Raw genomic sequence first — 22,632 nt, forward strand, 5'->3', positions numbered from 1 at the left:
TAATTTCCCCGCCTCACGGTGCGACTGTCAAATCCCTTCCCGAGACATGACCGGCTCTCCGCTCTCGGCCGACTGATACAGCATGCAGATCAGTTCTTGAATATACGTCCCCTGCCTGGCAGTCACCAACAGCGATTCCTCTCCCAGACAAGCCTTCACAAAGTTTCTGTCCAAATCTAAATGCCAGTCCCTCATTTCCATAAACGGGTAATCCTTGTCATAAAGCTGTCCATTCTCCTCACCAAACACTCTCAGTGGAAAGAGATCCGCTCCTTGACAAGACCCATAGAGTTTCACGCTGCGGACATCCTTTTCCGCCCTATTTATCGCAAAGGAGGTCTGTAGGTTGAGACTGGTTCCATCTGCAAACCGTACAAAACCAAACAGGCTATCCTCCACAGTAAAACGCTCCGTATCCCAGCTTCCCATCAGTCCTGCTTTGGAACTTTTTCCTAACCGGTCACTGTAGGTAGCACAGACATAAGAAACCTTGGGATATCCCATCAAATAAAGTGCACTGTCCAGCATATGCGCGCCGATGTCAATCAGTGGCCCTCCACCTTGAATTTCCTTATTGGTAAAGCTCCCCCAACCTGGTATTCCCCTCCTTCTGTGCCACTGCACATCCGCATGATAGATCTCTCCCATCTGCCCGCTCTCAATCGCCTTTTTCAAAAAAGCCACCTGTTCACTGGCACGAAAATGAAAACCGTAGGACAGAAAAAGATTTTTCTCTTTCGCCTTTTCTTCCATATTCCTGGCTTCCTGTGCAGTGATCGCCGGAGGTTTCTCACAGAATACATGGCAGCCTGCTTCCAGCGCATCCATGGTGATAGAAGAATGAAACTTGTTCGGCACACAGACTGTCACTGCGTCTGGCCTGCACTCCTCTAACATCTTCTTGTGAGAGTCATAGTAATTTTCGATCTGAAATTTTTCCGCCACAGACTTGGCCGCCTCCAGGCGCGTGTCACTAATTCCCACTATCTTTACTTCCTCCATAGACTGATAGTTGGGAATATGTGTGACCTGTGCAATCTGCCCTGAGCCGATAATGGCCATTTTCAATTTTTCCATAATCTTCTCCTCTGTCATAGCACAGCGGGATGCCGCAAAAGGACTCTGCACCTCCTGCAAAAAATCTCTTTCACCGCATCCCGCTTATTTTCGATTTACATAAACTGTTTCATAAAATCTACAGATTCCTGATATACCTTTAAGGGGTCCTCCCCACGGATTCTGCCCTCATTTACCACAGGCCCTTCATATCCGATCTCTTTGAGAGTCTTCATGTGTCTCGCCCAGTCGATAGAACCGGTTCCCGGCTGATAACGATGGTTTTCCGCAATGTGAATATGTCCGATATAATCCTTATACTTTCTCAGCGATTCAGAGATATCGTCCTCCTCAATGGCCATGTGATAGAAGTCTGCGGTAATCTTCACCCGCTTAAAACCGCCTTTGTCGATGATGCCGACCGCATCTTCCAGCGTATTTAGCATGTGATCCTGGTATCTGTTCAAAGGCTCCAGATAGATATAGGTTCCTGTCTCTTCCGCTACTTTTTCCAATTCTGTCAGAGAATCCAGGATTGCTTTTACATCTCCCTCATGGCTTCTTGGAGATACCATCGGCGGCAGACGGAAGGTAAACATTCCCCAGGCCGCAGGAACCACGACTCCAGTACCTCCGACTTTCTTAACCGCTCTGAGAATCTCTTTCAAATCCTCCACACCGTTTAAGCGTCTTTCCTCGATAAAATCTCCAATCCATCCGCGGTATCCATTGCAGGCTGTCAACACTGGAACGCCAGTCTTTTCGACAGCCTCTTTTACCTTGTCCACGTTTTCTACCAGCAGTTTTCCGTCGATCTCAAAGCTCTGAAAACCCATGGATTTCACAAATTCCAACTTTTCCAGTATATCTTCCGGGAAAAAATCTTTATCCTGAGTTCCTAATAACATGTCATTCCCTCCCTGTAAAATCTACGCCCATCTTAATGCTCTCCTCCGGGTGTCTGTCCACATACTCGCAAAAGCCTTCCGCACATTTCTCAAAAGGCACAACCGGTTCGATGATATCTTCACAGTTCAGATATCCGTTCATCAGCAGTTCCCAGCAGACATCCTCAATCCGATGTCTATCCCAGCGAGGATACTCCGGATTCGGCTCACTGCAGGCACGGGAGAAAATAATTTTTCCATAGTTGAAATGCGCCTCCTGTCCCAGCCACAACCCTTCTGGAAACGGTTTTGCAAAGGCCACATAGGCGATGGTTCCGTTATAAGCCAGTCCTTTCAACGCAGACTGAAGCGCATGTACATTGCCACTGGTCTCTATAATCACATCTGCCCCCTTCTTATCTGTCAGGCGTTTAATCTCTAATCCTGCGTCACAAGCTGTAGAGTCCAGAACATAATGCGCACCCGTCTTCGTAGCAATCGTTCTTCTCTTCTCAATCGGGTCAATACCGATCACCGTGGTAGCTCCAATTTTCACCGCAAACTGAAGCGCAATCAGACCGATTGCTCCAAGGCCAATCACAACAACCCTATCGCCAGGTCTTACATCGGCGTCACGGATTCCACTGAGCGCGAACTGCGCTGGGTCATAGCAAACTGCATTTTTTGCGGAGGCTGTCTTGCTCATCTTGCGCAGTTTGTAATTGTCCACAGCATTGACAATCTGAGTCTCTTTGATCGGTCCATAGGAGCAGACACGATCTCCAATCTCATACTCCGTCACATCGCTGCCTTTCTCAACAATTGTCCCCACAAACATATTTCCCAGGGGCAGATCACCGAACTCAATTCCCCTCGGCTCGTCCGCTCCTCTCTGAGCGAATACTCTCCACTCCTCATCAAATTTTCCGTCGATAAATGGTGTAGTTCCTCTGAAATCCGCCAGCTCCGTTCCGTGCTTTGGAGCTGCAAATTCTACTTTGACTTTTACCTCGTTGCTCTTAATTTCTCTGTCCTCATAGTCTTTCAATTCTGCGACTCTTGGGGCTGTTGCTACTAACTTTTTCATGAAAAATCTCTCCTTTTTATCTTTTAGCCTTTCACGCCACCGTCAGTACTTCCACTTCTAATCAGATGCTGGCTAATGCCATACATGATAACTACTGGAAGGGAAGTAACCAAAGATGCAGCCATCATGCGTCCCCAGATATAATCCGGCGTGTTAAACAGTGAGTTCAATCCGATCGGAATCGTCATCAAATCCGGCGAATCTATGAAAATCGACGCAAACAACACATCGTTCCATGCAATCATAAACGCATAGACAAAGACGGAGATAATTCCTGAGATGGAAAGAGGAACTACAATGCGGAAAATAATCCCCATCCTGCTCAGTCCGTCTACTCGCCCCGCCTCTTCCAGCTCGGCTGGAATTGTGTCAAAATAACTGCGAGTCATATAGATGGCCGTTGGTAGGGTTTGGACAATCATACAAATGATAACCGCCTCCCTGCTGTTGCTCAGTCCAATAGCTGAAAGCATCTTAAACAAAGGTACAATCAGCAGAATACCGGAAAACATATACACCAGGAAAAACAGCTCGCTCACCCCACTCTTACCCTTGAATTTCAGTCTGGACAGGGCATAGCCTCCTAAAATTCCCAAAAGTACCGCGACCACAGAAGTCGTCAGCGCAATATATAAACTGTTCTTAAAGTACTTCAAAAATGGGAAAATATTGGCATTAAATATATCCACAAAATGCTCTAGCGTCCACTCGTGCGGTATAATCGTCGGCGGATATCCAATTGTCTCAGAAGTCGCCTTCAGGGAGATGCTGAGCATGATGATAAATGGAAATAATAATACGAGCACTAGAAGAATCACTCGGAGATAGAACCAGGCTTCTTTTATTGTCTTTTTCTTATTAATCCTCTTCAACCCTCAGCACCTTCCTTCTTATCAGCATAATCAACGCAAAGATAAATACAAACAATATAATAGAAATTGCCGCTGCTTTTCCAAAATCATGTGTCGCAAAGGCCATATCGTACAAATATACGCCCAGAACATCCACCTGCTTCGTCAGCAGATACACCTCGGTGTAAATGTAGAACACCCAGATCGTCCTAAGGCTTACAACCGTCACCAGAGTAGGCTTGATCGCAGGGTATGTGATCGCCTTGAACTTTTCCCAGGAGCTTGCCCCGTCGATGTCCGCAGCCTCGTATAAGCTGTTGTCCATAGACTGGAGAATCGCGTTAAAAGAGATATATGCGTACGGGAAGAATTTCCAAATAGCGAAAATACTAACCAGAATAAACGCGAATGTCGGCTGGTCAAACCACAGCGGAGCCTCATCGGTAAGCTTCAGAAGATCCACAACCACATAGTTCATGATTCCGTAGATGTTGTTGAACATATAGCGCCATGTAAAAATCAAACACACAGCCGGAACAACATAGGACAATATAATAATCGAGTTTACAATTTTTTTACCGAAAAATTTTCTGTTTAAAAAGACTGCTAAAAGCAGACCTAAGACCGTACTAATCACTGTGACAATCACTGTAAACAGCAGGGTTATCAATACGGAGTGGTAAAACGAAGCGTCCGTAAAGACGTCCACAAAATTTTGTACCCCTACAAATGTCGACGGCAGATTTGGATTCAGTGGTACGTCCTGAAAACTGATGACGACATTATATACAAGCGGATAACCTATCAAAAGGACCAGCAGAATTAAACTGGGAGACAATAGCGCATATGCAAACTTTGTGCTGCTTCCGCCTAATTTCCTTGTTTTTGATTTCATCCTCATCTTCCTTTTCACACCGCGGAAGAGGCTGGGCCTCCCCCGCGGCTATTTCTTATTTCAGCAATCCTTCTACTGAAGTCTGAGCAGTTTCAAGTTCTGTGTCGACGTCCGCGTTCTGAACAACCACGTTGTTAATCATCTTGCTGATCGCGCCGGTGTTGGTCACATCACCCATCTCGGTGAAGTTCTTTCCATCCACAACGCCAAACAATTGAAGATTGTCCACTGCATTGGCAATGGAATCATTCAGATGGACAAATGCCTGTCTTTCTTCCAGATCTGTGTATTCTGGCATCTCATCCACAGATTTCAATACCGGCTGAATTCCACCAGGAGCCATGTTCAGCCAATTTACATTGTTTTCATCCTCCAGCATGAAGCTCACAAATTTCTTAGCAGCTTCTGTCTTCTCTGCATCCGCGCCCGCTGAGATTCCCAGAACAGTGATGCATCCATAAGCGGCCTCCGATTTCTTATTTGGCAGCACCAGTTCCAAATCCTCGGCAAATCCTGCTTCCTCTACATTTCCAAGAATATAAGTGGAGTACATGGCCATCGGAGCATTCTTACCTACAAACGCGTCATTGACATCCGCAACCTCTGTGGAACCTGGCATAGAATAAGCAGCCAGCTCTTTGTAATATTCCAGCGCTTCTTTCATCTCTGGGGTATTTACTGTGACATTTTTGTCACCGTCAAAAATATTTGCCCCATTGGACAGTGCAAACTGTGAGAATACCTGCTCGGTGAACGCGCTGTCAGAAGTCGGAAGAGCAATTCCATACATTCTGTTATCTGGGTCATAGAAAGCCTTTGCCACATTCAGTACGTCATCCCAAGTTTTTGGAACTTCCAATCCTTTCTCATCCAGCATCGCCTTGTTCACCCAAATACCCTGTACCCAGCTGCTGATCGGCACGCCTACATAACTCTCTCCGTCCTCGGTCTTGGTCACAGACAGAGCTCCTTCATAAAAGGCATCCTCGCCTTTGCCCTCGATGACCTCTTTTACAGCATCCACATCCGTAAACTGGTTCGCTACGCTGGTCTTCGCCTGGTCCTGGCTGTATTCAATGATATCCGCCAGCTCCCCGCTGCCACCCTGGGCTGTAATCTTAGAGTCATAGTCATCCTCATTGACAGGAATGGACTCTACCACAATATCCGGGTTCTTTGCCTCAAAGTCGTCAATGATTGCCTGTACGGCGTCCTGACGTTCCTGCTCCACCTGCTGATGCATGAATTGAATATGCACCTTTCCGTCTTCAGACTTTGTTTCTTCTTTTTTGCCGCATCCTGATACCACCATAGTAGTCATTGCCGCAATCAGTACCGCAAATACCAATTTTCTTTTCATGGTTTTCTCTCCTTTTTTGTTTTTTATTATGAACAGGTTTCTCTCTCTTCCTGTTACAAACTGGCTGTTTTTATCCACGCACATTCCCATGGATTCAAGTTTAGAACTCCATCTATCTTATTTTCGCTTAACAAGTCTATTCCCTTTAACTCAGAAGACACAATTTGTTGCGTCTTACCTGACACATTGACTGCTACCAATACTTTCGAGCCTGTCTGTCCGTTTTCCCGGACAAAGGTCAGAACTTCTGGCTTCCACTGGAAAACCTGCTGACTGGACAGCGGCGAGAAAGCACTCTCCTCTCTTCGAATCTCCAGCCTTCTTATCATCTCCTCAAAAATCTTGCGGCGGTTCGAATCGCCAAGGAGCTGCTCTCTGATGTAGGTAAATTCTAGCTTCTCCCGGTTAATTCTCCTGGGAATCCCAGAAGTCGTCTTCCCATAATAATCATTCCTAGAACCCAACAAACTATGTATATAAATTCCAGGCACCCCCTGCAAAGACAGCAAAATCGTCTCAGCCGCCAAGAATTTGGCGATTCTCTCATGATCTGAGGCATCCGGCCCGGCCAGCGCATCCTGATAATTAATATTAAGCTCGTAAGGGCTCCTCGTCCCATCTCCGTTGTCCTTGTAGGATACCTCGCCACCATTTTTCAAGGCTGTATCCACCAAAAGCTGTAGCTCTTCTTTGCTCAGGAGCCCTTCCACCGGTCTTACTCCAATTCCATCATGGGAACTCAAAAAATTAAAATAAGTTACTTTATCACTGGGTAGCTGAAGAGTCTTCATCCAATCTGACAAAGTCTTTGCGCTCCCTGTAATCAACGAATACATTACCAAGGGCGGAAGAGGGAATTGATATACCAAATCCGCCTCATCCCCATCTGTTCCAAAGTAACTGATGTTATCTTCGTGAGGAACATTTGTCTCTGTGATAATCCATGTCTTTGGTGAGTACACTCTGAAAATGTCTTTTATCAACTTGATAATCTCATGGGTCTGGGGAAGATGCATACATGTCGTTCCCAGTTCTTTCCACATGAACCCAACTGCGTCTAGTCTAATGTACCTTGCGCCTTTTTGTGCATACATCAGCAGCAAATCAGCGATCTGTGCCAAAAGTTCTGGACATCCATAGTTCAGATCAATCTGGTCTTCACTGAAAGTCGTCCAGACGTGCTTCACACCTTCACTGGTCTCAAATTCTGTGAGAAGAGGCAGAGCCCTCGGCCTGGTCACTGCACTGTAATCCGCCTTGGGGTCACAGGTGATGAAATAGTCCCTGTAAGGACTCTCCCCCTTTAAGTATCCCTGGAACCAATCACTGCTCTTGGATATATGGTTAATCACAGCGTCAAACATCAATCCATACTCCGCTGATAGATTTTCCACATCCTCCCAGGAACCCAGTTCCGGATTAATCTGCCTGTAATCCGTCACCGAAAAGCCGTCATCTGAAGTGTACGGATACATCGGCAGCAAGTGCACATTTCCAATGGAATCTCTCACAAACTCCTTCAGGAATTTGCTTAACACCCTCAAACCACATTCGGCGCCATCCACGATCGTATCCCCATAAGTAATCAAAATACTGTCTCTCTCCGAAAAAACTTCTCCGCCGCTGGAATCTTCCTCGTAAACACTTAATTTCTCACTCAACAGCCGAAAAGCCTTTTCTTCTTTCTGGGAATCCGCGTAGATAGCTCTCAATCTTTCTTTGACTTTAGTTGCTAATTCTTTTTTCATCTTTCATTTTACCGAATTGACAACGTTGTCAATTCGAAGAAAAATCCTCCTTCTTTTTATTCTATTTTTCACTCTATATGACAACGTTGTCAATTATTGAAGTAAAAAAGAATCCTGCTTGCAGGATTCTCCGCCTGCGGCGGGGCTCAAAACGCCATATTCCACTCCGACACAGCCCGATCCACGCGAAGTGTTTATGTCATAGATAAGGCTTCCTTCCCTATCCACTGCGATACCACAGCCACTTACCGGGCTTATCACTTAGGAAAGAAAGCCATCACGTGGACTTTCTTTCGATCACTTTACATGGAAATCTTAAAGACCTGCTGTCCTCAACATCCGCATTCTCTATCTTGTCTATCACATAGTCGATACAGCACTTTGCCAGAATCTCGAAGTCCTGTTCTATTGTTGAAATCGGCGGATAATAATACTCACCCAAGGTAATTTTGTCTATTCCCAACACTGCCACATCCTCAGGAATCCTCAGCCCCTGTTCATATATTCCCCGATAGACTCCCAGAGCTCTCTCATCACCGGACACAAAAAACGCTTCAATATCATTCTCTTCTTTGAGTACCTCTTTGGCTTTCTCGTAGGCTTTCTTAACGGTGTCTACACCTTTAAAAACACAGTACTGCCTTCCGTATTTTTGCATAGCCGACTCGAAACCTTCAATACGGTGCTTCGTGGAGAGAAATTTTTCCTCGCCGATAAAAAACGCAATTTTTTGAAATCCCTTCTCGGCTAGATAGCAGCCTCCCTTGTAGCCCACATCGAAATTGTCGAGACTGACAGAGGGAATCTCCTCATTCTCCGGCTCCCCAAACACTACATAGGGAATTCCATGTTTCTCAAAATAATCCACTCTGGCATCCTGTAGTATGTTCTCCAGAAGAATGGCTCCATCTGCTATACCGCTGGCGATCAGATAAAATCCGTCTGTCTCATCTTCCTCAAAACGTCCGCTGTTAGAAGGCGAGAGCACAATTTTCATCGAACGTTTTTTTGCGTAGGTAAACAGATGCTTCAGCATCATATCGTGCCAAATACTCAGATGCTCCTCATGATGCCGCTCCGCGAAAACTACGATGATGTTTGTACGATTGCCTTTTAGTCCCCGGGCCAGCATATTGACCTGGTATCCCTGCTCTTTAATCGTACTCATCACTCTCTCCCGCATTTCGTCGCTCACATTGGGATTATTATTCAAGACTCGGGAAACAGATTTAATGGATACACCACAGGCCTCTGCGATGTCTGCCATTTTCACATTTCTCATAAATCCCCCTCCTTTGTCCTACGTTGTCATTATAAGCTTTCTCATTCCAGACTGCAAGACTTTTTCTTCTTTTCAGCAAAATGCTCAAAACTATCCCCTGCATTTTAGATACTTTTTCAGGCAAAGTAAGTAAACCCTTCCGCTTCCCCTCGATTTTGAGGGAAAGACTTTCTTTGCGCACCCCCTCTCACGAGACTGTGATTTTTCGGCAACTCATGTGGCTTCCTTTTTGTACGGAAAGCCCGATTCCTCCTGTGAGGTACGGGTTCTTCTCATCCTGAGTCTTTAACGTCACCTCACCATCTATGTCCGCCAATATATGGTTTTCTTCCACACAAACCGTAATTTCATATTCCTTACCACAGTGCCAGTCGAAATCTGTCTCTGCCAGTATCCGGTATCCGTTCTCATTTTTCAGAATTCCGACTCTGTGGTCCGGGAGTAATCCTACTGCATAGGAACGTATCGCCCCCTGGACTCTCACATTTACCCCGTGATGTTCTCCAACCATCGGTGTCACACTGAATTTTGCCCGATAATTTTTCCAATCATGTCCTCCTGTGTAGGTCTCCCCAAAATCTGAACAAGACAGATGCAGACATCCTTTTTCCAAATAGGTAATTCCCTTTAATCTCGTAAACTGACTAATCTCTCTGTGCAGCGCTGTCCAAAGTTCCACACGTTCTTTTTCAAACTCGATTTCATAGTCCGCCTTACCTGTCACATAGAAATCGTCAATCATCCCCACAAAGCTGCGGGCTATATTGTGATTCCCCTCAACGTGAAAACAAAAACCAACCTCGTCAATCAGCGCACCTGAGAGAGCTGGAATCTGAAAACAAAGCTCTGTCCAATTCCCCGGCTCTAGTTTTGCACTCTCTCCTTGATAAATCCTGCCTGTGCGCATGTCTCTGGCATAGAGACTCACCTGCGCATGTTCCCCATACTCTGGAAGATAGGCGTTCCCGCGAACAGTTTGTCCTGGATACACCAACGGTGAAAAACTAGGGTCATATCTGCTGTCATAAAAGTCTTCCGGCGTGTAATAAGTCTTTTTGTACACATACACATTCTCACCTGCCAACACGGAAGCTGCGGAAATCTTCAAACTTCTTCTGCCTGTGTGGGCCGTCTCCTCGGTATTTTTCACCTGGCACACCCGATTCTTCTGTGCTCTCTCATCCAGACCTTCCACTCTCGTACGTATCGCGTGTGTAGAACCCGGAAATTCAAAATGGCAGCTCTCCGGTCGGTTTTCTGCGATGTCTCTCCATGGGGCAGGCATTTCTTCACCCGCAATTCTATAGGCCATTTTTGCCAAATAGAGCGCACCACTGGGAATATCTGTGATATTGAGAGAACCTACGACGCTGGAGCAGGCTAAAAAATCATGGATGGGTTCTCTCCATTTTCGGTAATCGATGCCTCCCAGTCCATTGCGCACACCCATGATTGTCGCAATATTTCCCACATTGCAGTCGGTATCCCATCCGCACATGTTACAGATATTCAAAGTGTCAGAAAAGTCTCCTTCCCCGTACAGCAAAGCCAAGACCATCACCGCAGCATTGGGAATGATATGGCAGTTGCCCGGATATCTGTCATAGCCAAAATTCTCTTTCACATACCGAAAACACTCTCTCCACCCTTCATTACCGTTGGCCTCGTAAAAGCCCATAACTGCGTTCACGACTCTGGCATACTCGCAATCCTTCGGAATATAAGATAAGCCTTTCTCTATGATCTTTCTCATATCTGCTTCCACAAAGGCCCAGCTAATGCAAACCGCCACAAAAATACCGCCATAAATACCATTTCCATCATGAGTTACACTGGCTGCAGCTGCCGCATACTGCGCCGCCAGATCAGGATTTCCGGGTGTGACCAGGCCCCAGGTATCTATAAAGATCTGCCCGCCGATCTGTTCAGCCATCATCTCTCCATTCTGTGAGATGCTTCCGCTTCTGGGCGCGGGAATTCCATTTTTCAAATTTAAATAGGCCGTATGCTCTGTCGCGACCCCATAACCGCCCCACCAAAAAAATCCATGCTCGAAAGGTGCATAATTGAGCAGCGCTTCCCCTACGTCCTGTGCAGTCAAATTTAGGATATGCCCGCTGTCCTCCAACGCCCTCACCAGAAAAATGGGCCCGTTGCTGTCATCGTCCGCAGCAAATTCATGATAATCCACCAGGTAGTCTGTTACCTCGCCAAAGATATTCCGTATTCTGTCATACGTCCATCCCTCCACGGGCGCTCCAAGGCGTATTCCCACAATTTTCGCCAGCCATCCCGCATAGATTTTTTCAATAAATTCTTCTCTCATGTCAGCCTCCTATTATGTCCTGTAAACTACGCAGCCAGTCCCACTTCAGCTCCCACATCCCACTCATTTTTTGAGGGCGCGCCCCACTTTCCGCGCCGCCGCAACACCGCTTTGCGGTGATATTCCTCATTGCGGCGTGCGCATCCGCAGCGGAGCGTTTTCTGCTATAGGAAAAGATTTTCCTATAGCAGAAAACGGGACGATTTACTTTCGTCCCGTTATTATAGAATTATCGGTTTACACTGTCAATAAAATCTATGCTGCTTTTTATTTCCGATTAATCCCAAAAAGAATGTTTCTCTGATTCCCAGCTCAAAATTTTCCCTGTCTCTGCACTGATTTCGAATTCATATTCCACATTGTCATGTAGAATGTCTCCCTCATAGATAAGCCTTCCATCATCATAATCCGCCTTTATGCGCAATTCCTTCTCTGTCGCTCCAGAGACCTGAGCCAGTGCCGTCTTTGTGGCTTCCTCGATTGATACCTTCGCTTCCGCACTGCCATAAGGCTCCTGGAACTCTCTCTCGATCTCATAGTCCACCTTCAAAATCTCGCCGCTGTTTGCATCTATCTCATAGTCATATTCTTTATTGCCCGAATAGAATTCCACATCGTAGCTTAAAATTCCATCGTCATAGTCCAGCTTTACCCTGGACCTGTCGGTCTCCTTTTCCTTGAGGTCCGCATCCTCTCTGGCAATCTTTAAAACCTCGTCCTCTGTAAGCTTCGCTTTAAAATTGGCTTCGTATCCTGCTCTCTCTCCTTTTACCACAGCTGCACCTACTGCCAGACCACCTGCCATCGTGAAAATAGAAACTGCCGCTAAAACTCCTGTTAAAACTTTTAATCCTTTATTTTTCATAATCATTTACCTCCATGACTTATTTTTTCTTTGTTGAGGTTATTATAAAAAATGAAAATTAAAAGAAGATTAAAAAAGTATAGTTTTTCTAATTTTTTTCCTGCAAAAGAATCTCAAAGACAAATTTCGTGCCCTTTCCATACTCACTCTCTGCTGTGATTGTACCTCCATGGGCTTCTACAATCCATTTCACCATGGGCAGACCCAAACCGGAACTGGTCTCTTCCCTGGCGCTTCTCGAGGACTCCACCTGATAAAAGCGTTCCCAAATACGTGGCAAATGCTTCTCCGCGATTCCGATACCATTATCCTGCACAGATCCTCGCACTACTTCGCCTCTTTGTGAAAGTCCTACTTTTATCCAGCCACCATCCCGGCCATATACGATCGCATTCCCAATCAAGTTCATCCAGATTCTGATAAAAAGCGTCTCATCCGCCATGCCGTGTATTCCATCTTGAATCTCTGTCTCAATTCGTATCCCTCTGGCCTGAGCGAACTCCTGCTGCTCCTCAACCGCGATCTCTGTCAGTAATGTCAAATCCAGATACTCTTTATGGATTGTCTGCCTATTTTGATCTGCCCGGGATAAAAACAAAAGCTGAGAAATCATTCTGGCCATATTCTGAGCTTTTCTGCGAATCACCTCCACAGATTCCCTCTCCTCTTTCGAGAGCTCCGCATCTTCCAATAAATATTCACACTGAGAAAGAATGACCGTGACCGGAGTTCTAAGCTCATGGGAAGCGTCCGAAGTGAACTGCTTTTCTTTCTCAAACGCCGCTTCTAGCTTCTCGAGCATCCGATCAAAGGTCTGCGCCAATTCATGAATCTCATCCTTTCCCGACTCCAATCCAATACGCTTCGACAAATCCTCTTTCTCGTAGATCTCACGAGCAGTCGCCGTGATCTTTGCTACCGGCTTCAATGTCCGGTGTATAAAAAAATATCCCAGACATGCCAACAAAATTACCATGATGGGAAACAATATCATAGACAGACGCAAAGTAATCTGAAGACTGCTCTCCGCTTTCGTCACAGAAGCAATTCCCCTCACAAAAATCAATCCGTAACCTTCAATATTCGAAGTCGCATCCATCACGTACCATTTCGTTCCCCCGATTGTCAGCCGCTGAAGCCCCTGGGAGAGCCCCACATTTTCCGTAAACTCATATGGTATTCGTCCACTCAGCAGATTGCCGCTCCCATCATACACGGACAGATAGATGCCATCTTCCACTTCTGTAATGTCAGAGTCGATGTCCAACTTTCCATCCTCCCACTCCACATCATCAAAAACTGAGAAAACCTTCTCCTCCAATGCCCGTTCCATAGATGTCAAAATCTCCTTGTTACTCAACGAGAGCAAGACTCCGATCATACCTCCGGTCAAAAGCATCATAAAAATTGTATACAGTATCGTTAATTTCCATTTTAACGGCAGTTTTTTCATTTGCTCTCCCTCAACACGTACCCAGCTCCTCGAATCGTGTGAATCAGTTTGGGCTCATAGGAATCATCTATCTTCCTGCGCAGGTAACGAATGTACACATCCACCACATTAGAAGCACCCGCATAGTCATAATTCCAGATATGTTCCTCTATCTTATCTCTAGATAACACAACCCCTTTATTCATACACATATATCTCAGAATCGAAAATTCCTTATTGGACAGTTCAATCTCTGTCTCATCCCGGAATACCCTGTGCGTATTCAAATCCACTGTGAGGTTCGCAATCTTTACGACATTCGTGTTTGTCTCCACCGCCGCTGACTTTCTCAGCATCACCCGAATCCGCGCCAGTAATTCTTCAAATGCAAACGGCTTGACAAGGTAATCATCCGCGCCCAAATCCAACCCTGTCACTCGGTCTTCAATGCTGTCCTTGGCCGTCAACAACAGTACCGGTGTGCTTGTCCCCTCTTTTCTTATTTTTTGAAGTACTTGAAGGCCATTGATCTTTGGCATCATGATATCTAAAACAACAGCATCATACTCCGTGACTGCCAGATAGTCCAGCGCTTCCTCCCCATCGCAGCAGGCATCCACGCTGTATTTTTGATTTTCCAGACGTTTTTTCAGAAGGACATTCAAATCTTTTTCATCCTCTGCTATCAAAATTCTCATAATATCCTCCTCTCCATGCAGTGTTCCACAAATTCAAAATCAGCCTAATAACTACAAACTTCTTGGTTATTCAGGAGTCTTCATCCCAGATAAAAACTCTTCATCTCGAAATTATTATATTAAAATTTCCTTCCAAACACAAATTTTCTTTTATCAAATAAGGAGAGTAAAATCTTTTCAACAAAGTGGGACGCACCGATGCAAAACGGTAAAATTCCTCATTGCGGCGTGCGCATCCTCAGCGGAGCGTTTACATCATAGGAAAGGACTTCACGCTTCAGCGTGACAAGATCTTTCCTATGACACAAAAAAGAATTATAGCCCCTAAAATTCTTTTTTATTTTAGGAGCTACTTTTCTATTTGGCATAAAGATTATTTCTCTATATGTATATGTTTCCCATACACCTTTTAGAACAAATTATCTCTATTTTTTTTATTTTTCAACAACAAATAATCTCCCACATTGACAAGAGCGCTACATAAGCTGCCCGTCTGCCATTGATTCCCAGCCTAAAAGCATCTATATCTCAATTTGTTCTAAATCATCCGGGACATAGAGCTTCCCGCGGAAATACTGGCTTCCTTCCGCCTCATATAATTCCTTGCGTTTTTTTATATTCTTGTCTTCCGTGTGATAGAGAAGCAAATTTTTCACCCCCAGCTGTTCCGCCAGCTGACAGGCTTCCCTGACTGTGGAATGATGCTTCTCATAAGGATGAAAGATATCTGCCTGAGAATACAAGCAAAATGCTTCATGCATCAGCCATTTACTGTTCTCCACATACTGCCTCTCATAGTCATTATAGGGTTCATCCCCACAGCAGGTAAGCTTCTCACCGTCTTCGAGATACATCGTGAATCCATATTGCTTTGCTTTTGTGGACTGTATATCAAAAAACACCATTCTGCGTCCCATAATTGTGCGTTCCTCTCCATCTGAGACTGTCACCAAATGAAGTCTTTCTCCAATAAAGCTCGTCTCCTTTTTACCCAGCAGCATATGGGAAATATCGTAGAGTATCCGTGTAACTTCCTCATGGGCATAGATTGTAGCCTCCCCTTCATACTGTCCTTGCTTCATATGCTGACAAATCATGCGAATCATCCAGACAATCCCCGTCAGATGATCGATGTGCTTATGGGTTACAAAAATCTCTTTTATATCCTTCCAGTCTATCCCTGAATGTTTCAATTGTCCTAGAAGCGCGCTTCCGCCCCCTCCGTCCACCAAAAGATACCTGTCTTTCTCATTTAGAACAAAACATGTATTATAACATTCTGTCACCAATGCATTTCCCGTTCCCAGCATTGTAAGTCTCATAAGATAACCACCTTTCATCTTCAATGACCTGAGTCAAAGTCTGTTTCGCTTACAGAGTTTACCACATTTCTTCGTTACACTCAATAAAATTCCTTTTCCGATTCATGAAAACATTCCCCAATTCTCTGATTAATCGTACCTATCACCAATCTTACAGCCGTCTGTTAAATTGCACATTATTTTCCGCCCTATTTAGTGTTTTTGCTAGTTTTTATTTTATCCCTTCCACTTTTTACAGAAAGTATTAACGATTTCAAAAAAATCCTATATATAATTTATGCACAGTGCGTAGTGCGCACTTTACCCGCCCGAGATAGAGCAGCTCACGGAACGCACCGGGAGTTTATAGGCATCTCTTGAATGTAAGATTTTAGTGCCTTATGCAATCGGAGGAATATTCTCCGATGAGACAACCCCGCTGCTGAAATGTAAATATATCTGGGGTTTCACAAACAATCCATCAAAGGCTTCTAGCCAAGAAGAAATTCGTCTTGCAAAAATACTTCAGAACAGAGACATCGTCTTCCAGACAGAGTGGTGCACAATACAGTCGGAGTCATCTGCGGAGACAAAGAGCTGGCTGATGCCTACCACAAGAACATCTCACGACGTATCGTTTTTCCCGTAAGTCTTTAAGAACACGCTCTACTTTACGCACCGCCGCAATATCGCTGCACAATAAGCCCCACTTATTTCAGCGCGCGCATCCTTAGCGGAATAACCTATAACCTAAAATACCGTGCATCCAACTTTTATATGTGGTATGATAGGCATATCATTATATCGTGTTAACATTTCTCTAAAGATGCCCAGCAAAAGACTCTTCTTTGCTTCGCTCCTTAATCTTCATAATCAACTTTTCATACTGTTCCTCCTCTTGCTCCATCAGTTCCAAAGGCAACTCTACCTTCACCACTTCCGATTCAATTTTTTCCGCATACTTTTTTGCAAATTCCGGATAACTCGAGAGCAGTCCGAAGAAGCTCCTTTCATCCCCTTTTTCTATACACCGTTCCATACAATTTTCAAAAAATTCCTGAGTCATTGCCGTCTCATGTCCCCTAAAATTCCTCTGTTGTTCCAGCGCTGGAAAGATACTTTTCAAGAACTCATCAATTAATTCTTTGTGTTGTTCTGTCAGTTTTTTATACCCTTCCACCTCAGTTTTCCCCCTGTCAATATATTCTTTAACCATTATAGATACATTTTTCAGGATGTTCAATCCAATTTTTGCCAATGATAATCAAGGTAGTAACCCAAGAGTTACTGTGAGCAAAGTGAGCAGTAACACACCAAGGCAAAAGAGGAGATAAAAATATTGATTAACTATAAGCCCCTGTGGATAACGATGAAAAAACAAGGTATTACTACTTATACCTTAATTAACAAATATGAAATTAATCCAAGGACCATAAACAACTTAAAGCACAATAAGAGCATAACCATGTTCACTTTAGAACAGCTCTGTGAGATTTTGTCCTGTGAGCCCAACGACGTAATCACATTTACAAAGGATTGACTCCATCAATCCAGTTTTGTGTGTTCATAATCCCCAAAGATAGTGCGAGATTCTCATCTTCAAAAAATGGTTTTAGGGAGACACTGTGCCCCGCTCTTACCCTGACTGGGACAGACATAATATAGTACGGTGTCACTCTGGGATAGTTCGCCCTTTTATAAGATGAGCCTTTCACTATCCAATTATATTGTGAATTCTTTTTTACCAGATGTCCATCCATAAAATTCAATAGTTTTACATACAAAGTGGAGTAGATTACGCAAAGAATGTGCATACAAAGATCATTCTTGTCCACACAGTATTATCCTGCCAAGTGTTTTTACATGAAATTAGAATGATTACTGCGAACGACAGCGGCAGCTCTGTTACTGTTCACTCGTGGTTCGTGAGCAGTAACACGCTTCGCGATGCACACAAACTGCTGTAAACAGCGGTTGATGCGAGTATGCCTCGGGATTTTTATACAAAATGTACAAAAACGCCTTGCGGGATATTGAAGAACTGAACTGTAACGCAGATCTGTCCATTTTATTTTTTGATGGCATTTTCTCTGGAAAAAGAAAAAAAATTATGATATTATGAGCGAGGGAGAAAAATCATCAAAATCATTCATATCGACTAAAAAGTAACAGACCAAGGAGATTTTATTTCCTTGGTTTTTTTATGTTATAAGAAAAACATTATCGTGCTAAAGCGCGAAAGTTCTTTTCCTATACACAAACGCTCCGCTAAGGAGATGCACGTCGTAATGAGAAATTTCACCGAAAAACGGTTTGCGGCGGAAATGAAAAGTTGCTGACGCAACCCGCCGATTCCCCTTATAAACACATTTTAAGTGTATAAAACAATACTAGAAACTGAAGGAGAAAAATCATGAAACACAGAAATCATCACAGAAAACGTCTGCTGCTCAAAAGTATTTTGATCGCCGCAGAAATCCTCTGTATCTTGGCCATTGCTATTTGCTGCATTCGTGAGCAGCCGAGGAAGTCACTCGGAAAAGCCGCCGCTCAAATGGAGATACCAGAGATCGCTGTGAGTCCTCCGGTTTCCAAAGAACCACAAGCCCCTAAGACGGCGCCCAAAAAAGAAATCCGTTTCGAACCTCACTGCGTCCCTTCAACGATTCCTGAAAATATGATCAGCAGTACTGAAATAGAGGTCGACGGCACTGTCCTCGAAAATATAGATGAATACACCCCTGACTCAGAAATCACCTTCGGATTAGGAAAAGACTATACAAAAACGGAAGGAATCGTCACCTTCCGTGGCAATAATTTCAGAGACAATGCCGTCTATGGTACTGCCGAGATGAAAAATTACACTCTGACTGGTAAATGGTCTCACAACACAGGCTCCCTCACTTCCGGTTCTGATTCCTGGAGTGGAAGCGGCTGGACCGGACAGCCTCTTATGAGCAAATGGCCAAAAGAGATGAAGCAGCATATGAATATGTATGACTGGGCAAAAGAAAAAGATGATCTTGTGGAAGTCATCTATGCCTGTATGGACGGCTATGTTTACTTCCTTGATCTGGAATCCGGCGAACCTACCCGTGAATCTCTGAATCTAGGCTATACCTTCAAAGGCTCCGGCGCATTGGACCCCCGCGGATATCCCATTTTATATGTGGGAGCTGGTTATAACAGCAATCTGGGCACCGCCAAAGTCTTTGTCATCAATCTCCTGGACTGCAGTACTATGTATACCTTTGGAGATAACGATACTTTTTCACAGAGAGGAAGTCTTAGCTTTTTTGACTCCTCCCCTCTGGTAGACGCTGACACGGACACTTTGATCTACCCGGGAGAAAACGGAATCCTCTATTTGATCAAGTTGAATACTGCTTACAATCAGACAGCCGGTACCCTGTCCATAGCCCCAGGAAGAACCGTAAAATGGCGCTATTCAGGAGCTCGTTCCAATACCCAAAACTATTGGCTGGGAATGGAAGACAGCGCCGCCGTGTACAAAAGCCATCTGTTCATCGCAGATAACGGCGGACACCTTATGTGCCTAAATCTGAATACTCTGCACCTAGTCTGGGTACAGGACATTCTCGACGACTCGAACTCTACACCAGTTCTCTCCGTGGAAAATGAGCGTCTTTATCTGTATGTCAGCACCTCCTTCCATCTCGGATGGAGAAGCAGCGGTACAGCTCCTGTTCCCATATGGAAAATTGATGCGGAAACCGGCGAAATCCTCTGGCAGACGGAATACGAATGCCATTCGGAAGAAGGGGTATCCGGCGGTGTTCAATCCACGATCGCGACTGGAACTAATAGCCTGTCCGACTATATCTATGTCACTGTCTCCAAGACAGAAAATAATGCAGCCGGCGTCCTGGCCTGCTTAAAAAAGGACTCCGGAGAAATCGCCTGGGAACACAAAGCTGGATATGCCTGGTCTTCCCCGGTATGCGTATATAATACCGACGGTACTGGAAAAGTCCTATATTGCAGCAGCGATGGAAATGTATACCTGCTGGATGGAATCACGGGTCAATTACACAGTACTCTTTCCCTGAGTGAAGGAGTAATTGAAGCCACCCCAGCAGTCTACAACAATTGCGCAGTCGTGGGTACCAGGGACTGTAAAATTTGGGGAATTGAGCTAGGATAGCTTTCTCACAGGATATTGGCGTCTGAAAACGTCAATATCCTGTTTTTCATCCTTTCATCGTCTCCTGCTCAATTCTCTTTCGAAGCTCAATCATTTTGCTGTCCATCTGAGCCATCACATCTGAATAACCACAGATCTCCTTGCGAATGGCCTCGACCTCCCCTGCATTTTTCTTATAACACATCTGATAGTCCAGTTCCGCCCAATAATCCATCGCAAACGACCGGATTTGAATTTCTGCCCGCACATATTCCACCGTTTCATAATAGGCAACGGGAACCTCAACAATCAAATGAATACTCTGATACCCGGACCGTTTCGGCTTCGCCACATAATCTTTTTCCTTTAAAATCTTAATATCCTTCTGTCCACGAACAGCATCGGCCACACGATAAATATCGTCTCTGAAAAAGCAGATTGCGCGAACCCCTACGATGTCATTTAGACCATTGACCACACAGTTACCATTCAGTTCTAAACCTTTCTTCTCTATTTTCTTGCGTATACTCTCAACAGTTTTAATTCTGCCTGTAATCTTTTGGACGACCGGCCTTTTCAAATCTTTCTTTAAGTCCGCATCAATCAACCTTAACTTACACAGCAGACTGTCCATCACATATTGGTATCTGGACATCATGTGCGCACTCTCATGGCATTCTCTCATCTGCTTTAATTTCTTATTATTTTTCTTTCTTCCCATTGTTCACCTTATGACTTTTTCAGCAGTCAATACCGCTTATCATCCCTTCTGCAACCGATGATACCTCTTTCTACACCAGATCTTATACGTAATGTAAGCTCACCGCAATCATCCGTTTGTAAATCTTATGAAAAATTCTTGTAAAAATGGGGCACTCTCCATTACGAGCCTTCACCGCTGCGTATATTTTTCTTTACTCCTTCTTACTGTCTCAGGAATTTCACAGTATTCGTCAGTCTATATGAAATTTATCCCTCAAAACTTTCTTATATTTACACTATTTTATCCCAATTTTTAAATTTTCATATTTTTTTATACGTTTACTCGAATTTTACTTTTTAGCTACTGTTAAATAACTGGACTTGTTTATTTTTTGATACTGGATGTCCCGAAACCCATTCTGTCTCAAAAAGCTTATTATTTCTCTTCGAGAATATATTTTTACGTCACCCTCGCTGCTAAAAGGAAGAAATATATTCATTAACTGACGAACAGGAAATGGTTTCACAAAATCAGCCAATAATAAATATCCATCCTTCTGCAATACTCTATAAAATTCCTCAATCGCTCGCTGTGGTTCTGGGTAATGATGAAAACTGTCCGTACATATCAGTACATCAAATTCTGCATTTTCGAATGGCAAATGTTCAGCATCGCCAAGATATAACTTTACATTAGCCATCCTTTTTTCTTCCGCCTGTTTTAACATTTCTTGTGAAATATCAATCCCGCATAATGAAGCAGTGGGATATCGTTTTCTGATAGCACTCAAAATTTCACCTGTACCGCATCCCACATCAAGTACACTGGAAAATCGTAAGGCAGCTAATGTATTTATAATGTATTTATAATGTCTTGATATAAATTCCTTGCGTGTTTTCCATTTTTATCCGTATCATAGGTTTTGGCCTGCATATTAAAAGTATTCTCTGATAACTTTTTATAATCTGTCATATTCTTCTCCCATCTTTCATTTTTCAAATAACGCCAGACACCCCAAGGGGAGGTACATAAATAATAAAGATAATCTTTGCCATAAACCCTCAAATGCTAAAAATGTATTCTTGCAATTAGGTTTATCTCCCATAACAAAGCACGAAAAACATAATAGTGCTAATATGAAACACCCAATGCTGAAAATTGAAAATTTGATATTGTTTCTTTTATACGTATAAATCCCCAATAGAAGCGGCGCAAATGTCAAGCACGTAAATCCGATAACAGAACCATAACCATGTATTTTTTCGGAAAGACTATTCAGACTTTTTCCTTCTCCTACAGAGAATAAGCCTGAAAGGATACAGCCACCGATTGCATAAACCAGCAATATGACAAAAAGGATTACTGCAATCAGCCTTGAACCCTCCGAGACAATCGCATATACCTTAAAATTAGTTACTGCTAACGTAATTCCAAAGACTACTAACCATGTATTATACACACTGTGCAACGGTACTTTGCTATTTCCAAGAACACTCATAACCTGTGTCAAATGATTATATCCTTTATATGCAGGAGCTAAGGTAAAAGGAATAAGTAAATCCAAAATGAAAACGATCGGTAAGATAAGCATTACGTTATTTTTCATCCTCTATGCCGTTGCTTAATTTACCAAGACCTTTCAATATTTTCACAGCTAAATCTTTCATAACGTCTGCCTTCACAATAGCGATTCCTTGTGCTTCGTCTCCCAACACTAATAAGGTGTCTCCTGCCTTAATGTCAAAAATCTGCCGTGCTTCTTTGGGAATAACAATTTGTCCTTTTTCTCCCACTTTAACCGTTCCAAATATGTGCTGTCCTTTTTTCATCGACATCATTACATCTCCAATCCTACTTTTTATTTTAGTCATACTTTTCATACTTGTAAGAAAAACATAACAGAAAGAATGTAATTTGTCAAATTTAAGGAAACGTCTCCCCGTCAAAAAGATACATTTCTTATGGATTTACAGCAGAATATTGAAAAATGGCCACAG

21 protein-coding genes are annotated in these 22,632 nt (G+C 43.8%); 2 read left to right on the plus strand and 19 right to left on the minus strand.

Features of this window, described 5'->3' with window-relative positions; translation table 11 throughout:
- Positions 1-27: 27 nt before the first annotated feature.
- The 14 genes from BLHYD_RS16345 to BLHYD_RS16410 form a co-directional block, all read right to left on the minus strand.
- A complete protein-coding gene (locus BLHYD_RS16345; protein ID WP_021845812.1) occupies positions 28-1,077 on the minus strand; it encodes a Gfo/Idh/MocA family protein in 1,050 nt (349 codons plus the stop codon).
- A gap of 95 nt (positions 1,078-1,172) precedes the next feature.
- Positions 1,173-1,964 (minus strand): sugar phosphate isomerase/epimerase family protein, encoded by a 792-nt coding sequence (locus BLHYD_RS16350; protein WP_005951941.1) that lies wholly within the window; start codon positions 1,962-1,964, stop codon positions 1,173-1,175.
- 1 nt (position 1,965) lies between these two features.
- Positions 1,966-3,030, minus strand: a complete 1,065-nt coding sequence (locus BLHYD_RS16355) for a zinc-dependent alcohol dehydrogenase (RefSeq protein ID WP_005951944.1) — start codon at positions 3,028-3,030, stop codon at positions 1,966-1,968.
- Positions 3,031-3,053: 23 nt separating this feature from the next.
- Positions 3,054-3,902 carry a carbohydrate ABC transporter permease gene (locus BLHYD_RS16360; protein WP_005951946.1) on the minus strand — a complete coding sequence of 283 codons (849 nt, stop codon included), beginning with the start codon at positions 3,900-3,902 and terminating at the stop codon, positions 3,054-3,056.
- The gene (locus BLHYD_RS16365; protein ID WP_021845811.1) at positions 3,889-4,776 is read right to left on the minus strand and encodes a carbohydrate ABC transporter permease; all 888 of its coding nucleotides are present in this window, start codon (positions 4,774-4,776) and stop codon (positions 3,889-3,891) included. The genes BLHYD_RS16360 and BLHYD_RS16365 overlap by 14 nt, the downstream gene beginning before the upstream one ends.
- Positions 4,777-4,831: 55 nt before the next feature.
- Positions 4,832-6,136 carry an ABC transporter substrate-binding protein gene (locus tag BLHYD_RS16370; RefSeq protein ID WP_021845810.1) on the minus strand — a complete coding sequence of 435 codons (1,305 nt, stop codon included), beginning with the start codon at positions 6,134-6,136 and terminating at the stop codon, positions 4,832-4,834.
- 53 nt (positions 6,137-6,189) lie between these two features.
- Entirely contained in the window at positions 6,190-7,884 is a 1,695-nt protein-coding gene (locus BLHYD_RS16375; RefSeq protein ID WP_005951951.1) for a sugar phosphorylase, read from the minus strand.
- 277 nt (positions 7,885-8,161) lie between these two features.
- Entirely contained in the window at positions 8,162-9,166 is a 1,005-nt protein-coding gene (locus BLHYD_RS16380) for a LacI family DNA-binding transcriptional regulator (protein WP_005951956.1), read from the minus strand.
- A 187-nt stretch (positions 9,167-9,353) separates the two neighbouring features.
- Positions 9,354-11,492: an ADP-ribosylglycohydrolase family protein gene (locus tag BLHYD_RS16385; RefSeq protein WP_260784598.1), complete on the minus strand. Its 2,139-nt coding sequence runs from the start codon at positions 11,490-11,492 to the stop codon at positions 9,354-9,356.
- Between the two features lie 277 nt (positions 11,493-11,769).
- Positions 11,770-12,357 carry a PepSY domain-containing protein gene (locus BLHYD_RS16390; protein ID WP_021844673.1) on the minus strand — a complete coding sequence of 196 codons (588 nt, stop codon included), beginning with the start codon at positions 12,355-12,357 and terminating at the stop codon, positions 11,770-11,772.
- Between the two features lie 88 nt (positions 12,358-12,445).
- On the minus strand, positions 12,446-13,810 hold the full coding sequence (locus tag BLHYD_RS16395) for a sensor histidine kinase (RefSeq protein ID WP_005951968.1): 1,365 nt from the start codon (positions 13,808-13,810) through the stop codon (positions 12,446-12,448).
- Positions 13,807-14,487 carry a response regulator transcription factor gene (locus BLHYD_RS16400; RefSeq protein WP_005951970.1) on the minus strand — a complete coding sequence of 227 codons (681 nt, stop codon included), beginning with the start codon at positions 14,485-14,487 and terminating at the stop codon, positions 13,807-13,809. Before BLHYD_RS16400 ends, BLHYD_RS16395 begins: the two co-directional genes overlap by 4 nt.
- Positions 14,488-15,008: 521 nt before the next feature.
- A complete protein-coding gene (locus BLHYD_RS16405; RefSeq protein ID WP_021844671.1) occupies positions 15,009-15,809 on the minus strand; it encodes an MBL fold metallo-hydrolase in 801 nt (266 codons plus the stop codon).
- Between the two features lie 799 nt (positions 15,810-16,608).
- Positions 16,609-16,968 carry a hypothetical protein gene (locus BLHYD_RS16410; RefSeq protein ID WP_021844670.1) on the minus strand — a complete coding sequence of 120 codons (360 nt, stop codon included), beginning with the start codon at positions 16,966-16,968 and terminating at the stop codon, positions 16,609-16,611.
- Between the two features lie 159 nt (positions 16,969-17,127).
- Between BLHYD_RS16410 and BLHYD_RS16415 the strand changes: the two genes are divergently transcribed.
- Positions 17,128-17,328, plus strand: coding sequence for a helix-turn-helix domain-containing protein (locus BLHYD_RS16415; RefSeq protein ID WP_021844669.1), 201 nt, complete (start codon positions 17,128-17,130; stop codon positions 17,326-17,328).
- Here BLHYD_RS16415 and BLHYD_RS16420 read toward each other — a convergent pair.
- On the minus strand, positions 17,315-17,623 hold the full coding sequence (locus BLHYD_RS16420) for a hypothetical protein (RefSeq protein WP_021844668.1): 309 nt from the start codon (positions 17,621-17,623) through the stop codon (positions 17,315-17,317). The genes BLHYD_RS16415 and BLHYD_RS16420 overlap by 14 nt on opposite strands.
- 578 nt (positions 17,624-18,201) lie before the next feature.
- On the opposite strand from BLHYD_RS16420, the gene BLHYD_RS16425 reads away from it, so the two are divergent.
- A complete protein-coding gene (locus BLHYD_RS16425; RefSeq protein WP_005951982.1) occupies positions 18,202-19,953 on the plus strand; it encodes an outer membrane protein assembly factor BamB family protein in 1,752 nt (583 codons plus the stop codon).
- Between the two features lie 46 nt (positions 19,954-19,999).
- Here BLHYD_RS16425 and BLHYD_RS16430 read toward each other — a convergent pair whose 3' ends face one another.
- From BLHYD_RS16430 to BLHYD_RS16445, 4 genes are all read right to left on the minus strand, one after another.
- Entirely contained in the window at positions 20,000-20,653 is a 654-nt protein-coding gene (locus BLHYD_RS16430; RefSeq protein ID WP_005951985.1) for a GTP pyrophosphokinase, read from the minus strand.
- Positions 20,654-20,984: 331 nt separating this feature from the next.
- Positions 20,985-21,449: a class I SAM-dependent methyltransferase gene (locus BLHYD_RS16435; protein ID WP_242648412.1), complete on the minus strand. Its 465-nt coding sequence runs from the start codon at positions 21,447-21,449 to the stop codon at positions 20,985-20,987.
- A 174-nt stretch (positions 21,450-21,623) separates the two neighbouring features.
- Entirely contained in the window at positions 21,624-22,241 is a 618-nt protein-coding gene (locus tag BLHYD_RS16440) for a DUF998 domain-containing protein (protein ID WP_005951992.1), read from the minus strand.
- The gene (locus tag BLHYD_RS16445) at positions 22,231-22,473 is read right to left on the minus strand and encodes an AbrB/MazE/SpoVT family DNA-binding domain-containing protein (protein WP_021844664.1); all 243 of its coding nucleotides are present in this window, start codon (positions 22,471-22,473) and stop codon (positions 22,231-22,233) included. Before BLHYD_RS16445 ends, BLHYD_RS16440 begins: the two co-directional genes overlap by 11 nt.
- Positions 22,474-22,632 lie beyond the last annotated feature (159 nt).

Origin of the sequence: Blautia hydrogenotrophica DSM 10507 (assembly GCF_034356035.1) — a bacterium.
In the GTDB taxonomy this organism is placed as follows: domain Bacteria; phylum Bacillota; class Clostridia; order Lachnospirales; family Lachnospiraceae; genus Blautia_A; species Blautia_A hydrogenotrophica.